The organism is Halorubrum sp. F4 (assembly GCF_027257195.1).
Lineage (GTDB): Archaea > Halobacteriota > Halobacteria > Halobacteriales > Haloferacaceae > Halorubrum.
Genome location: NZ_JAPDFS010000001.1, coordinates 497,059 through 514,073, shown reverse-complemented (window position 1 = coordinate 514,073; position 17,015 = coordinate 497,059). Strand labels below are relative to the sequence as shown.

Genomic DNA, 17,015 nt, shown 5'->3' with positions numbered 1-17,015 from the left:
AAGGTGAGGGAGAGTACGGCCCCTGGTACCGCCTGAAGATCAAGGACGAGAGTCGCGGAGTCGTGCGGTATTTCGCGAAGGATGAGGTCAAGCGCGCAGCTGCGCAGGACCGGATCGAGGTCGGAGAACAGATCTGGGTTGCGATGGACACCGAGGAGGTGACTCTCGAGCGTGACGACGGCTCGACGCACGACTACAACCCGACCAAGGTCGCGTTCCCGGGTGGTGCCTGATGGCGTCTTCCTACGGGAACTCGGTCGGGTCCGCCCTGTCGGACTACACCCACCTACGAACAGTTCCGGCGCTCCTGTCGGTCGTGTTCGTGATGGCCGGGCTCTACCAGTTCGGCGGAATCTCCGAGGTGATGATCACATGGATCGACTACACGCTGACGGCTGAACACGCGACGTTCATCTCGCTCGCTTCCTTCGTGGTCGCGTTCGCCTCCTCTGAGACAAAGTCGTTCGATCACTACGAACAGTGGGAACAGGTCGCGATCGCGGCTGGTCCGCTCGTCATCGCGGGCTACCAGTACGTCCCGCAGGTCTCTGACCTGATCAACACGACCAGCAACCTCGGCCCGATCGTCGCGTTCCTCGCGACCGTCGTGGCGTGGGGCGTCGCTGTTCGGTAAACCAACCCTTCCGCACCCAACCTTATGAGTTCAAAACATGAACCCTCGACTAGCTGTAACACAGAACGAAGCGATACTGCTCGCCGCACTCTGGAGCCTGACGATGCTCCTCGGCAGCATGGCAATAGCCGGTCTCGCCGCACCTTCCTGAAAGGGATCGGTGCGACCGCGGCCACGGCCGCCGGTGTCTCGTACGCTGGCTCGCCTGTCGGTGACGCTGCTGCGTTCGACTGGAAGGCTGCCGGGACGTACGCACTCGCTGGCCCGATCGGACTGATCGCCTACGGCAAGAAGATCGCCGGACCTGACGAGGAGGATGTCGCCGACTCGCTCGAGTGGAACACGTACGTCAACGAATTCACTCGTGCTCGGGAGGACAACTTGCTGCTCGACCAAACGCTCGCCTCGCTCGAGCGGGACGTTCAACTGGTCGGGAACAAAGCTCGCGAAGAAGCCATCTTCCGAGTCTACGAACAGGCCGTCGACTCGGGCACCGAGTCCGACGCGGTCTCCGCGGCCGAAACCGCGATCAACGAGACGTACACGACGGTTGAAAAGGCCATTTTAGAGTCTTTCAACCTTCGCTCAACTCGGTTCAATCAGATCCTCCGTCTCCACGACACCCAAACGTACGGCAGTAATGTGATCGAGACTGGGCCGGATACGGTAACGAATGAGATGTATTACATCAAGAACCCCGAGACTGCGGACGCTGATGACAAATTCTCGATGAAGACATACGATCTTCTCGATGGTACTCAAGTGAGCTACATGGCGTTCGCTCGGGACTACGGGAGTGAGCTCATCTGTGCCGATCCTGTCCGTCTCTCGGACATGAAAGACGCCCAAAGCCCGCCGCATGAGTACCGCTTCTTCTACAACAAGCCTGATCATGCCGACTACGAAACCGTCGACGAACCGCTCGACGTGAGCTACGAGCGCGTCACCCTGCTGGATACCCAGCAGTGGGCTGATGTAATCGATAAGCTCTACGACGAGCACTCCAATCTCATCTCCGAAGTCTCGTCGATGGTGGATACGTACTTCCAACCTGCACAGGACGGCGAGTACGATCTCACACAGATGCTCGGCCCGAAACACCTGACCGACACGGCTTCGACCGCAACCGACTACCAAGAGGCGGCGATGGCTATGCGCGGCATGGGCTACCCGCTTTCTGAACAAGTCGTGACGCTGTCGCTCCCGACCGAAGGCGGCGATCCGCTCGAGGTGACTGGTCGGCTGTCATGGACGGCTCACCAAGGTAACAGCCTGCCGGTCGGCTCGCTGATCGATGCCGGGAATTATCCCGGCTCGATCTTCGCCGCGGTCAACGTTCCCGAAGAAGTCGACTCCGTCTCGGGCAACACCACCAACACGACCGACGACGGCTCGACCGACTCTGGCCCCGGCGCGGAGGTTATCGAACTCACGGAGACGTTCACGATCGACAGCGCCGAGGGTGCCTCGGAAGTCACGTTCAACGACCGTTCACTTGCGACCACCGACACGTCCGCCGAGGAGGTCGAACAAATCTTTATGGAGAACTACGAGGCCAACAAGGAGGCCACCGAGAACGTCCATGACACGGCCACCGGCGGCGGCGGTGGATTGTCGTGGTCGTCCTTTACCACCATGGAGAAGGCGATCGCCGCGGCCGCCGCTGGCCTCGTCACTCTTGGTATCGTCAACAACTAACCCATGCGGTCCACTTTTATCGTGCTGCTGACGCTGGTAGTCGCGACACCCCTGCTCGCTGGCGGCGTCGCCGCACAAGAAAACTCGACGAACGAAACGGTCGCGAACGCGACCGCGGAGTGTACTGAAACGATCAACAACTACACGGCCATCTGTTCGGCCGAACTCGACGGCTCGGACGTGGTGATCGACATCCACACCGAAGGCCCGCAAACCGTCACCGTCACCGAGGCGTTCCGCCGTGGCTCGGGTGTGCTCGAGCAGCGGCGCGTTCGGCTCCAACCCGGCCGCAACACCGTCCGGCTTACCGTCACCGTCGACGGCGGTTCGGAAGGTGTCACCATCAACGCCGGACAAACGCTCTACCAAAAGGAGATCAAGACTTCCTCGTCCATCATCGTCGGCCCGTTCACCTCCTCCGACGTTCAAGCGTCCGGGCTCGGCGGTGCGCTCGGTGTCGCGCTGACGACGCTGTACATGGTTGCTCGCCGAGTCTACGGCCGCGTCGAACAACCGGAGCGGATAGCATGACACAGAACGAACTCAACCCCGCGACCGCGGACGAACAGCCCGCCTACCTCGACCTGCTCGACTGGGTCCGCGCCCGCGCTCCCCAGCTGGTCCTCGTCGGGACTGCCCTGTCGGTCGTCGCCATCCTCGTCGGGTTCGACGTTGAAGTCCCGCGCTTCTGGTACGTCGCCGCGATCGCCGGTCTGTTCACGATCCCCCTCGGTTGGATGACCGGCTCGAAGGTCGTCGCATGGCTCTACAATCCCTCGTACGTATGGCTGATCGACCTCGACGCCCGCGTGCTCGAGGGCGGAATCTACCGACTCCCGCCCGACGACTTCCGCGACCTCGAAGTGCTCGACGACGACGAGTTCATCAACTCGACGTATGACCTCACGCAACTCTCGCCGAACCTCTACGTCGGCAAGAAGATCGACCTCAAGGACATGACCGTCGTCGGTACGTGGCGCGGAACCCTCGACGACCGAGAACTGACTCGCGCGCTCCGTGCTGTCCACGAGTGTCGCGGCCAGCTCCAGGACGACGCGCAGCGAGGCTTCATCCTCGAGACGTCTGCGTTCGTGGTCGTCCGCCGGGCGACCCGGAACACGGTCAAGCGGATCGTCGACCTGTTCGAGGACGGCTCGCTGCCCGACTCGGGTGAGGGCATCGAGCGCGCCATCGATAAGGAACTCGAGGAGTTCGGTCTCGACGACGGCGGCGACGACCTGACGGACCTCGTCGACGACGAAGAGATAGACGATCTCGACCACAAGTCGGGATTCGACTTCAACACGCCCGAGGACCCGCCTACTGACCGGAACGGTCACCGAGAGAAAGCCGAGGTGTCGGCCGGTGACTGACGTAGACGAAGGGATGCTGACGGCGGCGAAGCTCGCCGAGCAGCTGGCCGGAAACATCGAAACGGATCGGGACCTCGATCCGCGCGCCGGGGCCATCGCGCCGGACGACGTGTCGGCGTCGGTGTTCCTCGACGGGCTCGACGAGGACGTCCAGGACTCCGAGCTGCTGTCGCTCGTCGACCGGACGCTTCAATCTCGGCAGGCGTCGGAAGCGATCCGGTCGGGCAACTCGATGCTGCTCTCTCACTTGGTCGGGATCACCGAGCAGGACCTCGACGCGTCCGCGCTTCGACTCCCGCTCCGGCTCGACGAGCTGATGACGAACAACGACGCGACCGCGTTCGTCGGCGGTGCCGGGAACCCGAACACGGGAAAGACGAACCTGATGGCCCTGCTCGCTGAACTTCGATCTGTGACCGTCGACGATCTCCTGATCGTCTCGAACTCGCGGACGTGGGACCGGACGGACGTCGTGGTCACGAGCGCGCACGACCTCGCCGTAACGTGTATCGAACACCGGGACCGGCCGAAGTTCGTGTTTATCGACGAGGGATCGACGCACTTCGACGCGCGGACACAGAGTTACGAAGTCGCGGCGCAGTTCTCCCCGCTCGCGAAGCGGATGGCAAAGGTGAACGTCGACGTTTTCGGCACGGTGTTCCACACGGGGAAGGACTGCCACCCGGAGCTGAAACGGCTCTTCACGACGGCGTACTTCAAACACTCGAAGAAGGAAGTCGACTTCTTCGGGAACTGGCCGGCTGACGCGGACAAGCCGACCGATCAGCTGTTCGGTGGGACCGTCGAGAACTTGGAACCCGCTGCTGCGGAACCTGACCCGAACGATGCCGCTCCGTGGAACTGGGACCTCGAACCTGACCTATTCAGTAAGGACCTCGACTGGCCCGATCTCCTCGCCGAGCTGCGCGAACGCGGACCAGCAACCTAACACCACGGTGATCGACCCACCGACCCACCGGCCCATTTCAGTGGGCGGCGCGCGACCCCTCCTTGTGGGGGGTCGCGCGGGTAATATCAAAATCCGATCTCAACAATCCAAGCCCTAGTAACAATTGCTGATAGAGAATATATTAGAATGGCTGCTATAAGCAAATACAGATATACTATAAAATGGAGCGAATTTAACGTGAGAATGTGTCGATCCAATTCTCTTATTTTATCGTATGTATCTGTGGCGAGACGGCCACCCTTTTTAACTGTATTCACAATCTTTGAAAAATTTGTGATTATACTGCTCAGAATGATAACTATTGGTGTGAAAAAGATGAGTACTAGAAGATAAACCAATAGAGAAATATCATTTGCTAGCTCTGCGGAGTATGGAATCGCAGAAATCAAAATCAGTCCTAATCCAAGTGGTAGTACGGTATAAGATCTTGTTAAATACACGTCCATTTGAGATAGAACATGGAAATTATATTTTATATCCTCACGTAGTCTTTTTTCATCGCTATCCATCTTACTGAGCTCAAGTCTTCGTTCACTTGTGAACTTACTATCGTCAAACGAAACTGAAGATATTCCTTTTTGTCCTAAATATGGCCTCATCTTTGGCATTGTAATCACTTCAGCAGACCATAATATTGAATCTAACAAAAGCAACAATCCGCTAGTGAATATGAGAGTACTCAGAGGCACACCCCATGCATTGAGAAGTTCTGCTTGAACTGTATCATTAAATATAGAAAACCGATTAATCAAATCATCTGATCCAGTCAGATCAATGTATAGTGATCCAAACTGCCTGAATATCTCTGTGTCACCAAAAGTAGCGATGACTGCCACAGATGCGATTAACAGTTGGATCAGCCTTTCAGCTCTTTTTTGAGTGTGAAAATACATGTCGAGTTGCCTGTTTATATGCTCCTGAATATTCTCTGAATCTACCGAATTAATTATCGACTCTGTCTTGTTATCCATTGTTAATTATTTGTTGCTAATCCCATCGAGGTAGGTACTGTGCATTGAGATCTCCACGTAGGTACGCAAGCCCCCACGTTGTTACCTCGTACATTTGACCATCTTCAATTACTGGTGCGATCAATTCTCGCTCGATCAGCTGCTCACACCGCTGTTGAATGTAATTAGCATCCATCTCGAGCTGTTGAAATTCTGATTCAGCTGCCATCGTCGAAGGCGATCCCCACGACTCTTCCGCGAGATGTTCGAGAATTCGCTCGTCGACAGGGTACATCCACCGACCCATCCGGCGCATCTTCATGAGTTATGCCTCGTCTAGACTCTCACCGGTTACTTCAGTATTCGAAACCTCTGCGTTCCCGTTTTCGGCCGCATTATATTCCTCTCGTAGATATGCTAATCCCTCGTCAGTAATGGTATAAACTCCTCTACCAACCGGTTTCAGTAAACCGTGTTCTGCTAGTTTTCTACATCGTCGGCCGACGTGCTGTGAGCTGTATGGGATCCGATCGTGATCCGCGATGTCGGAGGGAGACATATACTCGTTTTCCTCCTCGCTAAGCAGCTCTAAAATTCGTTCATCAAGCAGTACCATCCACTTCCCCGACTTTCTCATAACTCGAATCTGGTGTATGAGTACATATTCTACCTGATGAGATACACAAGAGAGCTGGCACAACATATATGTTGTTCCTCTCCAGATGTGTTCTCAAGATGTTGGAAGACCTCGAAACCTGTTCCGAATGCGGAGCCGCCATCGAACCCTTCCCGGAGGACGGGTTCACTCGGTACGCCCGGCTCGTCGCGGCCTACCTCGATCACTTCGCCGAGGATCATCCCGATCACGATCTCCTCGACGCGCCGGAGGCCCACCTGTGAGCGACGATCTCCAACCGATCTCCCCGGCCGACGCTCGGGACCTCCACCTCGAAGCGCTCCAGGACGAAGCCGCCGACTGGACCTACCAGTCTCACGAGAGTCACCTCCGCGCGTTCATCGAGTGGTGCGAGGAGGTCCGCGAGCTCGAGAACATGAACGACCTCTCCGGTCGCGATATCTTCCAGTTCCGTCGCTGGCGTCGGTCGGGTGGCTACTCGCAGGGGAAGGACGAAGAGATCGCGCCGCGGACGCTCGCCTCCGCGCTCAACGTGGTCCGGGTGTTCCTCCGGTTCTGCGGACAGATCGAGGCGGTCGACCCGGACCTCTACGAGCGCGTCGACCTCCCGTCGCTCTCGAAGGACGACCAGGTGAGCGACTCGACGATTGAGCCCGAGCGCGTCCCGCCGATCCTCGACTACCTGACGAAGTACGAGTACGGATCCCGTGATCACGCGGTGTGGGCGCTCGTCTGGCACACGGGTGTCCGCGTCGGCGGGCTCCGCGCGCTCGACCTCGGGGACGTCCACCTCGACGACGACACGCCACACATCGAGCTGGTCCACCGGCCGGGAACCGGAACCCCGCTCAAGAATCAGGTCGACGGCCAGCGGACGAACCGGATCAGCCTGCGGGTCGCCGATATCCTCGGTGACTACGTCGACGGCCCGCGGGTGGAGAAGACCGACGATCACGGGCGAAAACCGCTGATCACCACGCGACAGGGACGGATCTCACAGTCCGCCGTTCGGCGAACGTTCTACCGCTGGACTCGACCGTGTTCGATCGCCAGCTGTCCGCACGGGAAGGATCCGGAGACCTGCGAGTACATGCCCGCTCATCAGATGAGCAAGTGTCCCTCGACTCGGTCACCGCACGACGTACGGAAGGCGCGGGTCACCCGGTACAGGAACGACAACGTGCCGCGGGCGATCGTCTCGGATCGACTGAACGCCTCGGAGGACGTGCTCGACCTCCACTACGATCGCGCGTCCGATCTCGAGAAAGCAAACCGCCGATGGGAGTTCCTCGAATGATTCACACACACATCCCGACTGAACGGAGTACCGCAAACTGGCTAGCTACGGACCTGCAGCGCCCATCCCCTGACACCACGATTCGGATTCACACGAGGGTCCGGCCGCCTATTTATCCACTGTCACTCAGATCATCGAGGCTCACGACTGAGACACCAGGACAACCGAATTGCGTCTAGCGGCACTCGTTTCGATATCCGAGACATTGAGGTGGTCGATACGTGACCCTTCACCACGGACCGTGTTAGCGTTCCGAGACACGTGAGTCTACAGCGAAGCCGTCGATCCTCTTCGTCGATGTTCTGACCACAGCACACGTCGATTCGGCGCACGTAGAACGTTTGCCGGTCGAATACCAGCCGTGACCTCGTCTCACGTTTCGGCGGCTCTCACGAGATCCCGGAGTTGGTCCATTGCAAGCGGTTCGATGAACTCGCGCTCACCGTCCGCCGTGTACAAGAGGCTCGCAGTCACGTTCTTGCCCGGGAAACACTCCGACAAGACGTGATAATACACGCTGAGCTGCTTCCGATATTCCGACAGTCCGCGCCTGGTTCGGTCCGTCTTGTAGTCGATGATCTCGATGTCGGTCGGTGTTTCGTGTACCAGATCGACGATACCCGTGATCGTTACACGTTCGCCGTCCACATCCATGGGGAGAACGGCCCGCTCTTCGACGTGGATCTCTCCCGAGAGACCGTCGAGAAACCTTTGGACGTGTCGTTCGTCGTCGGCGTCGTCAGTCGTCGGCGTGACGTCCTCATCGAGTGCGTAGGCCTCCGCGAAGTCGTGGACGCGTGAGCCGAAGTCTCGTCCCCGGAATTCGACTGATTCGGTCCCGATGGCGTCGCCATCGAACACGTCGTCGTCCATGAGAGTGTGGGGGGTGTGGCCTTTCGGGCCGTCCGGGGTGACGATCGAGAACGGGAGTCGGGCTCGGGCCGTCGTGGGCCGATCAACGGCGTCGACCGTCGTATCACCCTCGCGTGAGGAGCACGGGAGTTCCTCGAAGAAGGCGTTCGGGTCCTCGCCACCGGTGAACAGGACGTGACTCTCGGCTCGCGTGATGGCGACGTAGAGGAGGCGGCGTTCCTCGTCGTAGTCACGGGACAGACAGTGGCGAATGACGTCGGCTCGCCAGTTATCGTAGACGTGCGGATGTTCGGCGACGGTGGCGTACTGCTTGCGCTGACGGAGGCCGACCGGCTCGGTGTACTCAACGACGCTCGATCCGCCACCGGTGGGCGGGAACTTTCCCCTGTTCATGTTCGCAAGGATCACGATCGGGTATTCCAGTCCCTTCGCCGAGTGGATCGTCTGGACCGTGACGGAATCGACGCCGGAACTGGTGAACACGTCGTGAGTGCTGCCGTTCTCGATGCCGCGCTGGATGAACCGGATCAGGTCACCGCGGGTGAGCGTCGAGGACTCGTGGACGGACTGGATCGTGTGGAGGATGACGTCGGCGTACTCGCCGGTGAATCCGTACCGATCGAACACCGCCCTCGCAACCGCTCCGACTGCGACTCGGTCGTCGAGATCCTCACGGAACGCGACCATGTTCGCGGGGTACTCACTGGTGTCGAGGACGTCCTTGACCTCGTCGAGCGTGTAGCCGGCTTCTTCGAGGACGACCGCCCATCCCCGATCGGCGTCCGATTCGAGGATCCGGAGCCAGGCGAGCAGCAGTTTCGCCTGGTCGGTTCTGAACAGTTCGATCCCGCCGTCGTAGGCCATCGGGAAGTCGTACTCGTCGGCGACGATCAGCAGCTCTCGACCGAAATCCCGCGTTCGCGTCAGAACGGCGACGTCACCGTACGTCGGTTCTCGTTGATCTCCGTCGTCGTCTTCGACGGCATACTCGGCGTTCCCGACGACGTCCTGGATCGTCGAAAGGACGGCCTCGTGTTCGTCGACGTGGTGGATCCCTTCGATGGTGGTGTTGTCGAACGCGGCGTTCGACGACAACGAGACGACGTCGTCCAGTACAGTCTCGTCGACCGTGTCTCGATCCGTTGCCGGGGTAACGAGTGCGTCCTCGGAGAAATCGAGGATCGTCTGTGTCGAGCGGTAGTTCTCCGCCAGTTCGATCCGTTCGATCTCGTCGTATTCGAACTGGATACGCTCGCGGTCCTCGTTGAGGTCGTCGATGAATCGGTCGAGCCGCGCTTCGAACTCGAGGATGTTCTCGACGTCCGCGTATTGGAACGAGTAAATGCTCTGTTTCCAGTCCCCGACGACACAGACGTTTTCCGTGCCGGCGAGCAGAAGCGTGAGTTTGAACTGGATCTCGCTGGTGTCCTGGAACTCGTCGACCATCACGTAGTCGAACGCGGCCCGCTCCCGGAGCGCGTCGTCCTCGCACAACAGGACGAACGCGAACAGCTGCAGGAACCCGAACGTCAGGTAGTTTCGACTGAGCGCGAACTCGAGGTACTCGATGTAGACGTCGTGGACGAACGTCTTGAGCTTCTCCCGGTCCTCGTCGAACGCCAGTTCGGCGACTCCGTCCGGGACCCGTTTCGTTCCGTCCCCTCGTATCTCGGCTTTGGCCGGTGCATCGGGCAGGTACGTCTTATCGCGGCCGTAGCGGTTCAACTTCTGCCGGAGCGCGGACTGTTTCCGCCCGTCGTTACGTGGTTGGTTGACGTCGTCGAAGAGCGATTTGAACGCGTCGAAGTCACCGTCCAGGGCGTCTTCGCCGTCCCTGTACCACCCATCAGTCGTCGGAAACACTCCCTTCGACGCGAGCTCCGACACGACGTCGTGTAGTTCGAGTGGGTCGGAGACCGCACGGAACTCGTCCGCGTACTCCGGGTGGGCATCGCGGAACTGGTCGATGAACTCCCGGAACAGTTCGTTCTCGACGAGGTCGTCTTCGACGACGCGCGTCGACCCGGTGATTCGCTCGTCGATCCCGAGGTGGGTCGGGGCTCGATGCCCGTGTTCCTGCAGGACGTCGAAGCAGTGTGAGTGAAAGGTCCGGATGGATCCGTCGGCGAGCTCCCGAAGCGAGTACGTTGAGTGGTCGACGATGCGCTCTCTCATCTCCGTCGCCGCGCTTCGCGTGAACGTCACGAGCAGGACGTCCTCCGGCTCGACCGACGGTTGCTCGACGATCTCCGCGTAACGGTGCGTGATGGCGAACGTCTTCCCGGTTCCGGCCCCCGCGTCGACGACGTAGATCCCCTCGGTGTTCTCGATGAGCGTCCGTTGTGCCGGATTCGGTGTCGGCTCAGTCATCGCTGCTCCCCTTCCAAGATCAGGTCGCGGTGATCGACGCGACGATAGTTCGGTTCGCCGCCGACCCCCTCGACCGGGAACCGATCCTCGCCGCGTCGATACTCGTTCAACTCGTCGATCCGATCGGCGACGAACCGCTCGATGGCGTCGAGGTCCTCCCGGAAGAACGACCGCTGGCGAACGCCGTTCAGGGCGCGGATCGCCTGGTCACACCCCTTCGACGCGTCGACGTCGTCTCCCGTTCGGGCGTCGACGGCCTCGGTGAACGCCGCGGCGAACTCCGACTCCCGAAGCTCGGATCTCTCAGTCGTTTCCGGAAACGACAGCCCCCCCGTGATCTCCGAGTACGCCTCGAATCCCACGTCCTCGAACGTGGCGACACAGTCGTTGTATCCATCGAGCAACGTGTCGTAGGCCTGCCGGGACCCGACGTGTTCGTCGAAGGTCCACGGATAGTACGTCACGGTCGTGAGCGCGTCGTCGAGGTCCGCGTCACCGGTGATGACGTCGTCCAACGTTTCTAGGAAGTGAAAGAACGTGAACGAGATCGGTTCGTCCGGACGTCTCGTCCGGTAGTGACAGAGGTACAGGGCCGCTTGGAAGTTCGGCGTGTCATTCGGCGGGTCGATAGCGGCCTGTCTGACGACCGTGCGGCGCGACTTCCTCCGGCCGCTCTTGAGATCGACGAGGTGGTCCGGCGCGCTGACGAGGTCGATCTTTCCCTTGATACCGAGTGCCGCGTTCTCGAACCACCGTTCCGTGAGCGGTGAATCGACGGGTTCGTCGAAGTAGCCGGCGAAGAAATTGCGGCCCCACCCGGAAGCCGGCGTGAGAAACCGCTCAGCGTCGGGCCCGTGGGAATCGAGATATTCGACGATCGTTTCGAGCCCGATCCGGTAGGTGCGACGGCGAAGGGGTTCGTCGGTCCTGGCGAACAGCGGCCGCGCTTCTTCGACCATCACGTCAACCACGTCCGCGATGGCGTCGGCGTCGACGACGTCGGGGTGGTTCACGTAGAACTCGGCGAAGTCGTGAAACAGGTTCCCCTCGGTGAAGTAGTCCCTGTCGGGGTCGTCCACCAACCGGCTGAAGAAGTACTCTCGTGGACAATTCACGTAATCGTTGAAACTCGACTGGCTGATGGTCTGCACCTCGTCGGCTTCAATACCCGTTTCCTCCGTTTCGAACCCCGTGGTCCCGTCAACGTCCGATCGGTGATACGAGACCGATTCGAGGTCGCTGAATCGGTCGTAGTCGTCTTCAAGCAGTTCGCCGAAGTACGGACACGGCGTGACCGGCCGACCGCCCTGCGTGTCCTGCACGAGATAGTACTGCTCGACCCCGCTCTGGATGAGGAGCTGGAACTGATCGAGATGTCGTCGGAACTGATCCTCGGTATCGACCCACGGTCGCTTGGGTGGCGAACGCGTCCAGTCCTCATCCAAACCGACGTGAAACACGGCCGGGCGATCGACGTACCCCGCGGATTTCGCATCGGCGAGCAACACGCCCTCGTTCTCCCGGTCGATCGGTACTTCGTACGTCTGGAAGTAGTACGCGAGCTCGTCGACGGTATCCGCATCGACCGTCGAATCGACCATCCCTACCTCGACGAGTTCCTCCCGGAACGCCGTCAGAGTATCCCCGATCTGTGACTCGTACTGGTCGAGCGCCTCCGCGAACGTGTACGAGGTGATCGACCGGTAGAAGTCCCGTATCCACGTCGTTTCCGGGATCGACACCTCGTGCAGCCGCTTGTCGTCGTGGTCGACGGGGACGTCGATCCCCATCCGCGCGAGGACGGGCTTGACGTCGCCGACGGTCGTCTCACCTCCGCGGAACCCTACACGACACAGGTTGAGAAACGTACGGTGATGGGGTTCGTCGATGAAATCCGGTCCGCCGTAGTACGGGACGTCGGCCGTCTCAAACGCCGCCTCGATGAGTGAGGAATACCGGCTACCCGCGTCCAGTACGACGGCAACGTTATCCGCGGCCGTGGCGGTAACCGTGTCGAGGATCGCGTCGACGACGTCCGCCGAGGAGTCGAAGACGTTGAACGACGGGTACTCGAAGGCATCGGTCGTGAACAGATCGACACGATCGTATTCTTCGGGGAGAATCGCTCGCTCGAGCGTCGTCAACTGCGGCTCCCCGATGACTGCGATCGACCCGCCGTCGATCGTGTACTCCGCCAGGGATTTCGACGTCGATCGGAGGTCCGCCATGACCTCCACGACGTCGCTCGTCGCCTCATCGACGTAGCCGTCGTATTCGAGTATCGATCCGACGGTTCCCTGGTGTTCCCAGCATTGCAGCACGTTCCCGACGGCGTAACTGATCGATCGCCAGTCGTGGTCGGTGCGATCGATGACCTCGAGGAACGCGCTCCGGTCTTCGGCCTGCTCGCGCCGCCCTGCTGCGAGCCGGCGCGGTGTCGTCGCGAACGTCCCGAACTGCGGGACGTCCACGCGGCGGTTGATCGCGCTCGCCAGCGGCGCGTCCGGCGTGAGAACGACGTCGTATCCAGCAACCTCCTCGTAAAGCCGTTCAACCGGCTTGGCGCGCTGAATCGGCACGCGTCTCCAATGCGGCAGTACCCCGTTAAAGGTTGGTACGAGGACGACGGGAGACCTTCGGACACGGCGAGAGGGGGCTCGAGACCCGACGCGGAGATCGGAGCGTACTCCGTTCGGTCGCCCGTCGATGCCAACGGCGGTGACGTGTAGTCGAAGATAACGAGCCGAGGGGATCCGTCCTCGTCGTCAGCCTTACTGTCGGCGTGACCGATGGACCGGTGTCGGTCACTCCCCGTCGAACTCCATCGCGACGGAGTTGATACAGAAGCGCTTGCCGGTCGGCTCCGGTCCGTCGTCGAAGACGTGGCCGAGGTGCGAGTCGCAGGACGCACACCGGACCTCGGTGCGGCGCATTCCGTGGCTGGTGTCGACCGTCGTCGTCACCGAGTCCTCCTCGGCGGCGTAGAAGGCGGGCCAGCCGCAGCCGGACTCGTACTTCGTCTCGGCGGCGAACAGCCGTTCGCCGCAGGCCGCACAGCGGTACTCGCCGTCCTCGGGCAGATGGTCGACGTACTCGCCCGAGAAACGCGCCTCGGTTCCGCTCTCTCTGAGCACGCGGTACTCCTCCTCGGAGAGCCGCTCGCGCCACTCCTCGTCGGTCAGGCCCTGTGGATCGTCCGCGCCGGTCGACGCCGCGTCGGTGTCGCTCATGGACGTCGATACGGGCCGCGTCGGTAAGGCGGTTGTGGCGGCGGGCGGGAAGGATCGACCGGATCGGAGTTAGCACCGCCGTCGACCGAGACCGCCGTCGACCGGGACCGCCGTCGACCCGAGGGATTCAAGATACTGCCGGACCCCTACTCCGACGATGCGTCAGGACCACCTCATCACCGCGACCCAGCTCTCGCGGGATGACATCGAGGCGGTACTCGATCGGGCCCGCGAGGTCGCCGCCGACCCCGAAGCGTACGCGGGCCGACACGCGGGGACGATGCTCGCGCTCTGCTTCTTCGAACCGAGCACGCGCACGCGGATGAGCTTCGACGCCGCCGCGAAACGGCTCGGGATCGACACGATCGACATGGGCGACGTGGACTCCTCGTCGGTCTCGAAGGGCGAATCGCTCGCGGACACCGTCCGCGTCATCGAGGGATACGCCGACTCGATCGTGTTGCGACACCCCAGCGAGGGCGCGGCCACGCTGGCCGCGGAGTTCGTCGACGTCCCCGTTATAAACGCGGGCGACGGTGCGGGTCAACACCCGTCCCAGACCCTGCTCGACCTCCACACGATCCGGGAGAACCACGGCCTCGACGACCTCACGGTCGGTATCATGGGTGATCTGAAGTACGGCCGGACGGTCCACTCGCTCGCGACCGCGCTGACCAACTTCGACGCCCGCCAGCACTTCATCAGCCCCGAATCGCTTCGGCTGCCCCGGTCGGTCCGGTTCGACCTCCACGAGACGGGCGCACAGATCCGCGAGCACGAGGACCTGGAGGAGGTCCTTCCTGAGCTCGACGTGCTGTACGTCACCCGCATCCAGAAGGAGCGGTTCCCCGACGAGAACGAGTACCACCGCGTCGCGGGCCAGTACCGGATCGACGCCGACACGCTCGAGGCCGCCCCCGACGACCTTACCGTGATGCACCCGCTTCCCCGCGTCGACGAGATCGCCGCCGACGTCGACGACACCGACTACGCACGGTACTTCGAACAGGCGCACAACGGGATCCCGGTCCGGATGGCGCTTCTCGACACGCTGTTGGAGAACGCCGACCCGGAGGCGAGCGAGGGGATGGAGGTGGACCGATGAGCGAGCACGAACTCCGCGTCTCGAAGATCCGGAACGGTACCGTCATCGACCACGTCGAGGGCGGACAGGCACTCAACGTGCTCGCGATCCTCGGGATCGACGGCTCCGAGGGGCTCGGCGTCTCGGTGGGGATGAACGTCCCGTCCGACCGACTCGGGCGGAAAGATCTCGTGAAAGTCGAGGGCCGCGAGCTCTCCCAGTCGGAGGTCGACGTCCTCTCGCTCATCGCGCCCGAGGCGACGATCAACATCGTCCGGGAGTTCGAAGTGGTCGAGAAGAACCGCGTGACTCGGCCCGACCGCGTCGCGGGCGTGCTCTCGTGTCCGAACCGGAACTGTATCACCAACGCCGACGAGCCGGTCGAGACGCGGTTCGAGGTGGTCGCCGACGGCGTCCGCTGTGACTACTGTTCGACGGTCCTCCGGTCGGACATCGCCGAGCACATCGACGTGTGATCGCCCGTCCACGTGCGGGCGAACGTCGGTAGTTTTTAGCGGCCGCCGGTCGACGATACGTGTATGGGAACGAAAGCGAAACTCGTCGTCGTACTGTCGCTCGTGGTCCTCGCGTACTTCCTCCTCGCCGGCGACAAACAGCCGGTCGAAGTGGAGTAGCGGGGCCGGGAAACCGACCGCCGACGGAGCGTAGCCGTTCGACCGAGACTGCCCGGGCGCAAGCCCGCCGTTTTTACCCGTCAGCCGCGTAGCGACTCGCATGTACGGGGTCGTCACGCGGAACGCCGACGAGGTCGACATGGAGCCGTTCGACCTGGGATGTTACGAGGTCAAGGACGTCACGGGTCGGGCGGCCGCGCCGCTCCCGAACGCCGTGAACATGGTGTCGTGTTTCGGCGACAACGCGGCCGCCGGCGAGAACCCGGAGCTCGTACCGGTCGACGACCGCGGCGAGCCGGCGACCCGCGACCGCGAGTACTTCGACTGGGCGTACGTCTGTCCGACCCATCCGGAGTACCGCGAGGGACTCCTCGAGATCATCGAGGACTGCGCCGCCGAGAACGACGACGTTCGCCTCGACGACGTGGGATTTCCCCGGGAGGGGTTCTGTCGCTGTGACCGCTGTGAGCGGCTGTTCGCCGAGAGCGACCGCGACGACTGGGCCGACTGGCGTGCCGACGTGATCACGAGGTTCGTCGCCGAGGCGGCCGAACGCGTCCCGGGCCGCACGCTCCTCACCCTCTACCCCGACCCGTATCCGGGACACCTCCGTGCGCGGTCCGGGCTCGACCTCGACCGACTCACGGAGCACGTCGACGAGTTCGTCGTCCCGCTGTACGACACCGAGTACGCGACCACCTACTGGCTGGAGGCGATCCTCCGTGGTTTCCGTTCGCGGCTCGGCGGCGACTACGACGTCCACGGTGCGCCGCCGGAGACGCCCTTCTCGGTCGAGCTATACGCCGTCGACGTCGACGTCGACGACCTGATCCACGCCACGGAGGTGGCGGAGACGTACGCGAAGGACGTGTTCTTCGGGTACGACGCCAACAACGCGGCGGCCGCGCTCCGCCGAAAGGACGCGGACACCCGCGAGGGCGAAGTCCACCGGCCGGAGTGAGCGTCGGTCGTTGGTCCGACTCCGGTTCGCCGTGGAAACGGCCCCGCCGACGTGAACGAGGGTTTATCCGTGGGCGCGGCCGAGACCCACGTGACCGGCCGCCGGTGTGTGACACCGCTGATGGTCTCGCGTTCGCGTGGGGCGGTCACCTTTCAACGTCCACACCGTAGCGGCGGTCGCCCTACAGCCTCCAGCCGACGGCTCGTCCGGCGGGAGGGGGTTCGTTGGATCGATCCGGTGCGGAATTCACCCAGCGATCAGTTCGTCCGTCATCGATCCACTTCTCCCATGATCGTGTCCAGA

At 61.6% G+C, this 17,015-nt stretch carries 15 protein-coding genes and 1 pseudogene; 11 read left to right on the top strand and 5 right to left on the bottom strand.

Annotation, left to right across the window (positions count from 1 at the left end; genetic code table 11):
• From OKW78_RS02645 to OKW78_RS02620, 6 genes and pseudogenes are all read left to right on the top strand, one after another.
• A pseudogene (locus OKW78_RS02645) lies at positions 1-233 on the top strand (hypothetical protein); the annotation flags it as partial.
• Positions 233-634 carry a hypothetical protein gene (locus OKW78_RS02640; protein ID WP_281193756.1) on the top strand — a complete coding sequence of 134 codons (402 nt, stop codon included), beginning with the start codon at positions 233-235 and terminating at the stop codon, positions 632-634. The pseudogene OKW78_RS02645 and the gene OKW78_RS02640, both read left to right, overlap by 1 nt.
• Positions 635-658: 24 nt before the next feature.
• On the top strand, positions 659-2,332 hold the full coding sequence (locus tag OKW78_RS02635) for a twin-arginine translocation signal domain-containing protein (protein ID WP_281193755.1): 1,674 nt from the start codon (positions 659-661) through the stop codon (positions 2,330-2,332).
• Between the two features lie 3 nt (positions 2,333-2,335).
• Positions 2,336-2,863 carry a hypothetical protein gene (locus OKW78_RS02630; RefSeq protein WP_281193754.1) on the top strand — a complete coding sequence of 176 codons (528 nt, stop codon included), beginning with the start codon at positions 2,336-2,338 and terminating at the stop codon, positions 2,861-2,863.
• Positions 2,860-3,705: a hypothetical protein gene (locus OKW78_RS02625; RefSeq protein ID WP_281193753.1), complete on the top strand. Its 846-nt coding sequence runs from the start codon at positions 2,860-2,862 to the stop codon at positions 3,703-3,705. The genes OKW78_RS02630 and OKW78_RS02625 overlap by 4 nt, the downstream gene beginning before the upstream one ends.
• Complete coding sequence (locus tag OKW78_RS02620; RefSeq protein ID WP_281193752.1) at positions 3,698-4,654, top strand: hypothetical protein; 957 nt, start codon at positions 3,698-3,700, stop codon at positions 4,652-4,654. The genes OKW78_RS02625 and OKW78_RS02620 overlap by 8 nt, the downstream gene beginning before the upstream one ends.
• An 86-nt stretch (positions 4,655-4,740) precedes the next feature.
• Here OKW78_RS02620 and OKW78_RS02615 read toward each other — a convergent pair whose 3' ends face one another.
• Positions 4,741-5,646 (bottom strand): hypothetical protein, encoded by a 906-nt coding sequence (locus OKW78_RS02615; RefSeq protein WP_281193751.1) that lies wholly within the window; start codon positions 5,644-5,646, stop codon positions 4,741-4,743.
• 304 nt (positions 5,647-5,950) lie between these two features.
• A complete protein-coding gene (locus OKW78_RS02610; protein WP_281193750.1) occupies positions 5,951-6,241 on the bottom strand; it encodes a MarR family transcriptional regulator in 291 nt (96 codons plus the stop codon).
• Positions 6,242-6,360: 119 nt separating this feature from the next.
• Here OKW78_RS02610 and OKW78_RS02605 point away from each other — a divergent pair, with 119 nt between their 5' ends.
• Positions 6,361-6,525, top strand: a complete 165-nt coding sequence (locus tag OKW78_RS02605) for a hypothetical protein (RefSeq protein ID WP_281193749.1) — start codon at positions 6,361-6,363, stop codon at positions 6,523-6,525.
• Positions 6,522-7,559 (top strand): tyrosine-type recombinase/integrase, encoded by a 1,038-nt coding sequence (locus OKW78_RS02600; RefSeq protein WP_281193748.1) that lies wholly within the window; start codon positions 6,522-6,524, stop codon positions 7,557-7,559. The genes OKW78_RS02605 and OKW78_RS02600 overlap by 4 nt, the downstream gene beginning before the upstream one ends.
• A gap of 372 nt (positions 7,560-7,931) precedes the next feature.
• Here the strand turns inward: OKW78_RS02600 and OKW78_RS02595 are convergent, their stop codons facing one another.
• From OKW78_RS02595 to msrB, 3 genes are all read right to left on the bottom strand, one after another.
• Entirely contained in the window at positions 7,932-10,802 is a 2,871-nt protein-coding gene (locus tag OKW78_RS02595) for an exodeoxyribonuclease V subunit beta (protein ID WP_281193747.1), read from the bottom strand.
• A complete protein-coding gene (locus OKW78_RS02590; RefSeq protein ID WP_281193746.1) occupies positions 10,799-13,381 on the bottom strand; it encodes a PD-(D/E)XK nuclease family protein in 2,583 nt (860 codons plus the stop codon). Before OKW78_RS02590 ends, OKW78_RS02595 begins: the two co-directional genes overlap by 4 nt.
• A gap of 225 nt (positions 13,382-13,606) precedes the next feature.
• Positions 13,607-14,032, bottom strand: a complete 426-nt coding sequence (msrB, locus tag OKW78_RS02585) for a peptide-methionine (R)-S-oxide reductase MsrB (RefSeq protein WP_281193745.1) — start codon at positions 14,030-14,032, stop codon at positions 13,607-13,609.
• Between the two features lie 157 nt (positions 14,033-14,189).
• Here msrB and pyrB point away from each other — a divergent pair, with 157 nt between their 5' ends.
• From pyrB to OKW78_RS02570, 3 genes are all read left to right on the top strand, one after another.
• On the top strand, positions 14,190-15,137 hold the full coding sequence (pyrB, locus tag OKW78_RS02580) for an aspartate carbamoyltransferase (RefSeq protein ID WP_281193744.1): 948 nt from the start codon (positions 14,190-14,192) through the stop codon (positions 15,135-15,137).
• The gene (gene pyrI / locus OKW78_RS02575; protein ID WP_281193743.1) at positions 15,134-15,592 is read left to right on the top strand and encodes an aspartate carbamoyltransferase regulatory subunit; all 459 of its coding nucleotides are present in this window, start codon (positions 15,134-15,136) and stop codon (positions 15,590-15,592) included. The genes pyrB and pyrI overlap by 4 nt, the downstream gene beginning before the upstream one ends.
• Before the next feature lie 259 nt (positions 15,593-15,851).
• Complete coding sequence (locus OKW78_RS02570) at positions 15,852-16,712, top strand: hypothetical protein (RefSeq protein WP_281193742.1); 861 nt, start codon at positions 15,852-15,854, stop codon at positions 16,710-16,712.
• Positions 16,713-17,015: the final 303 nt, after the last annotated feature.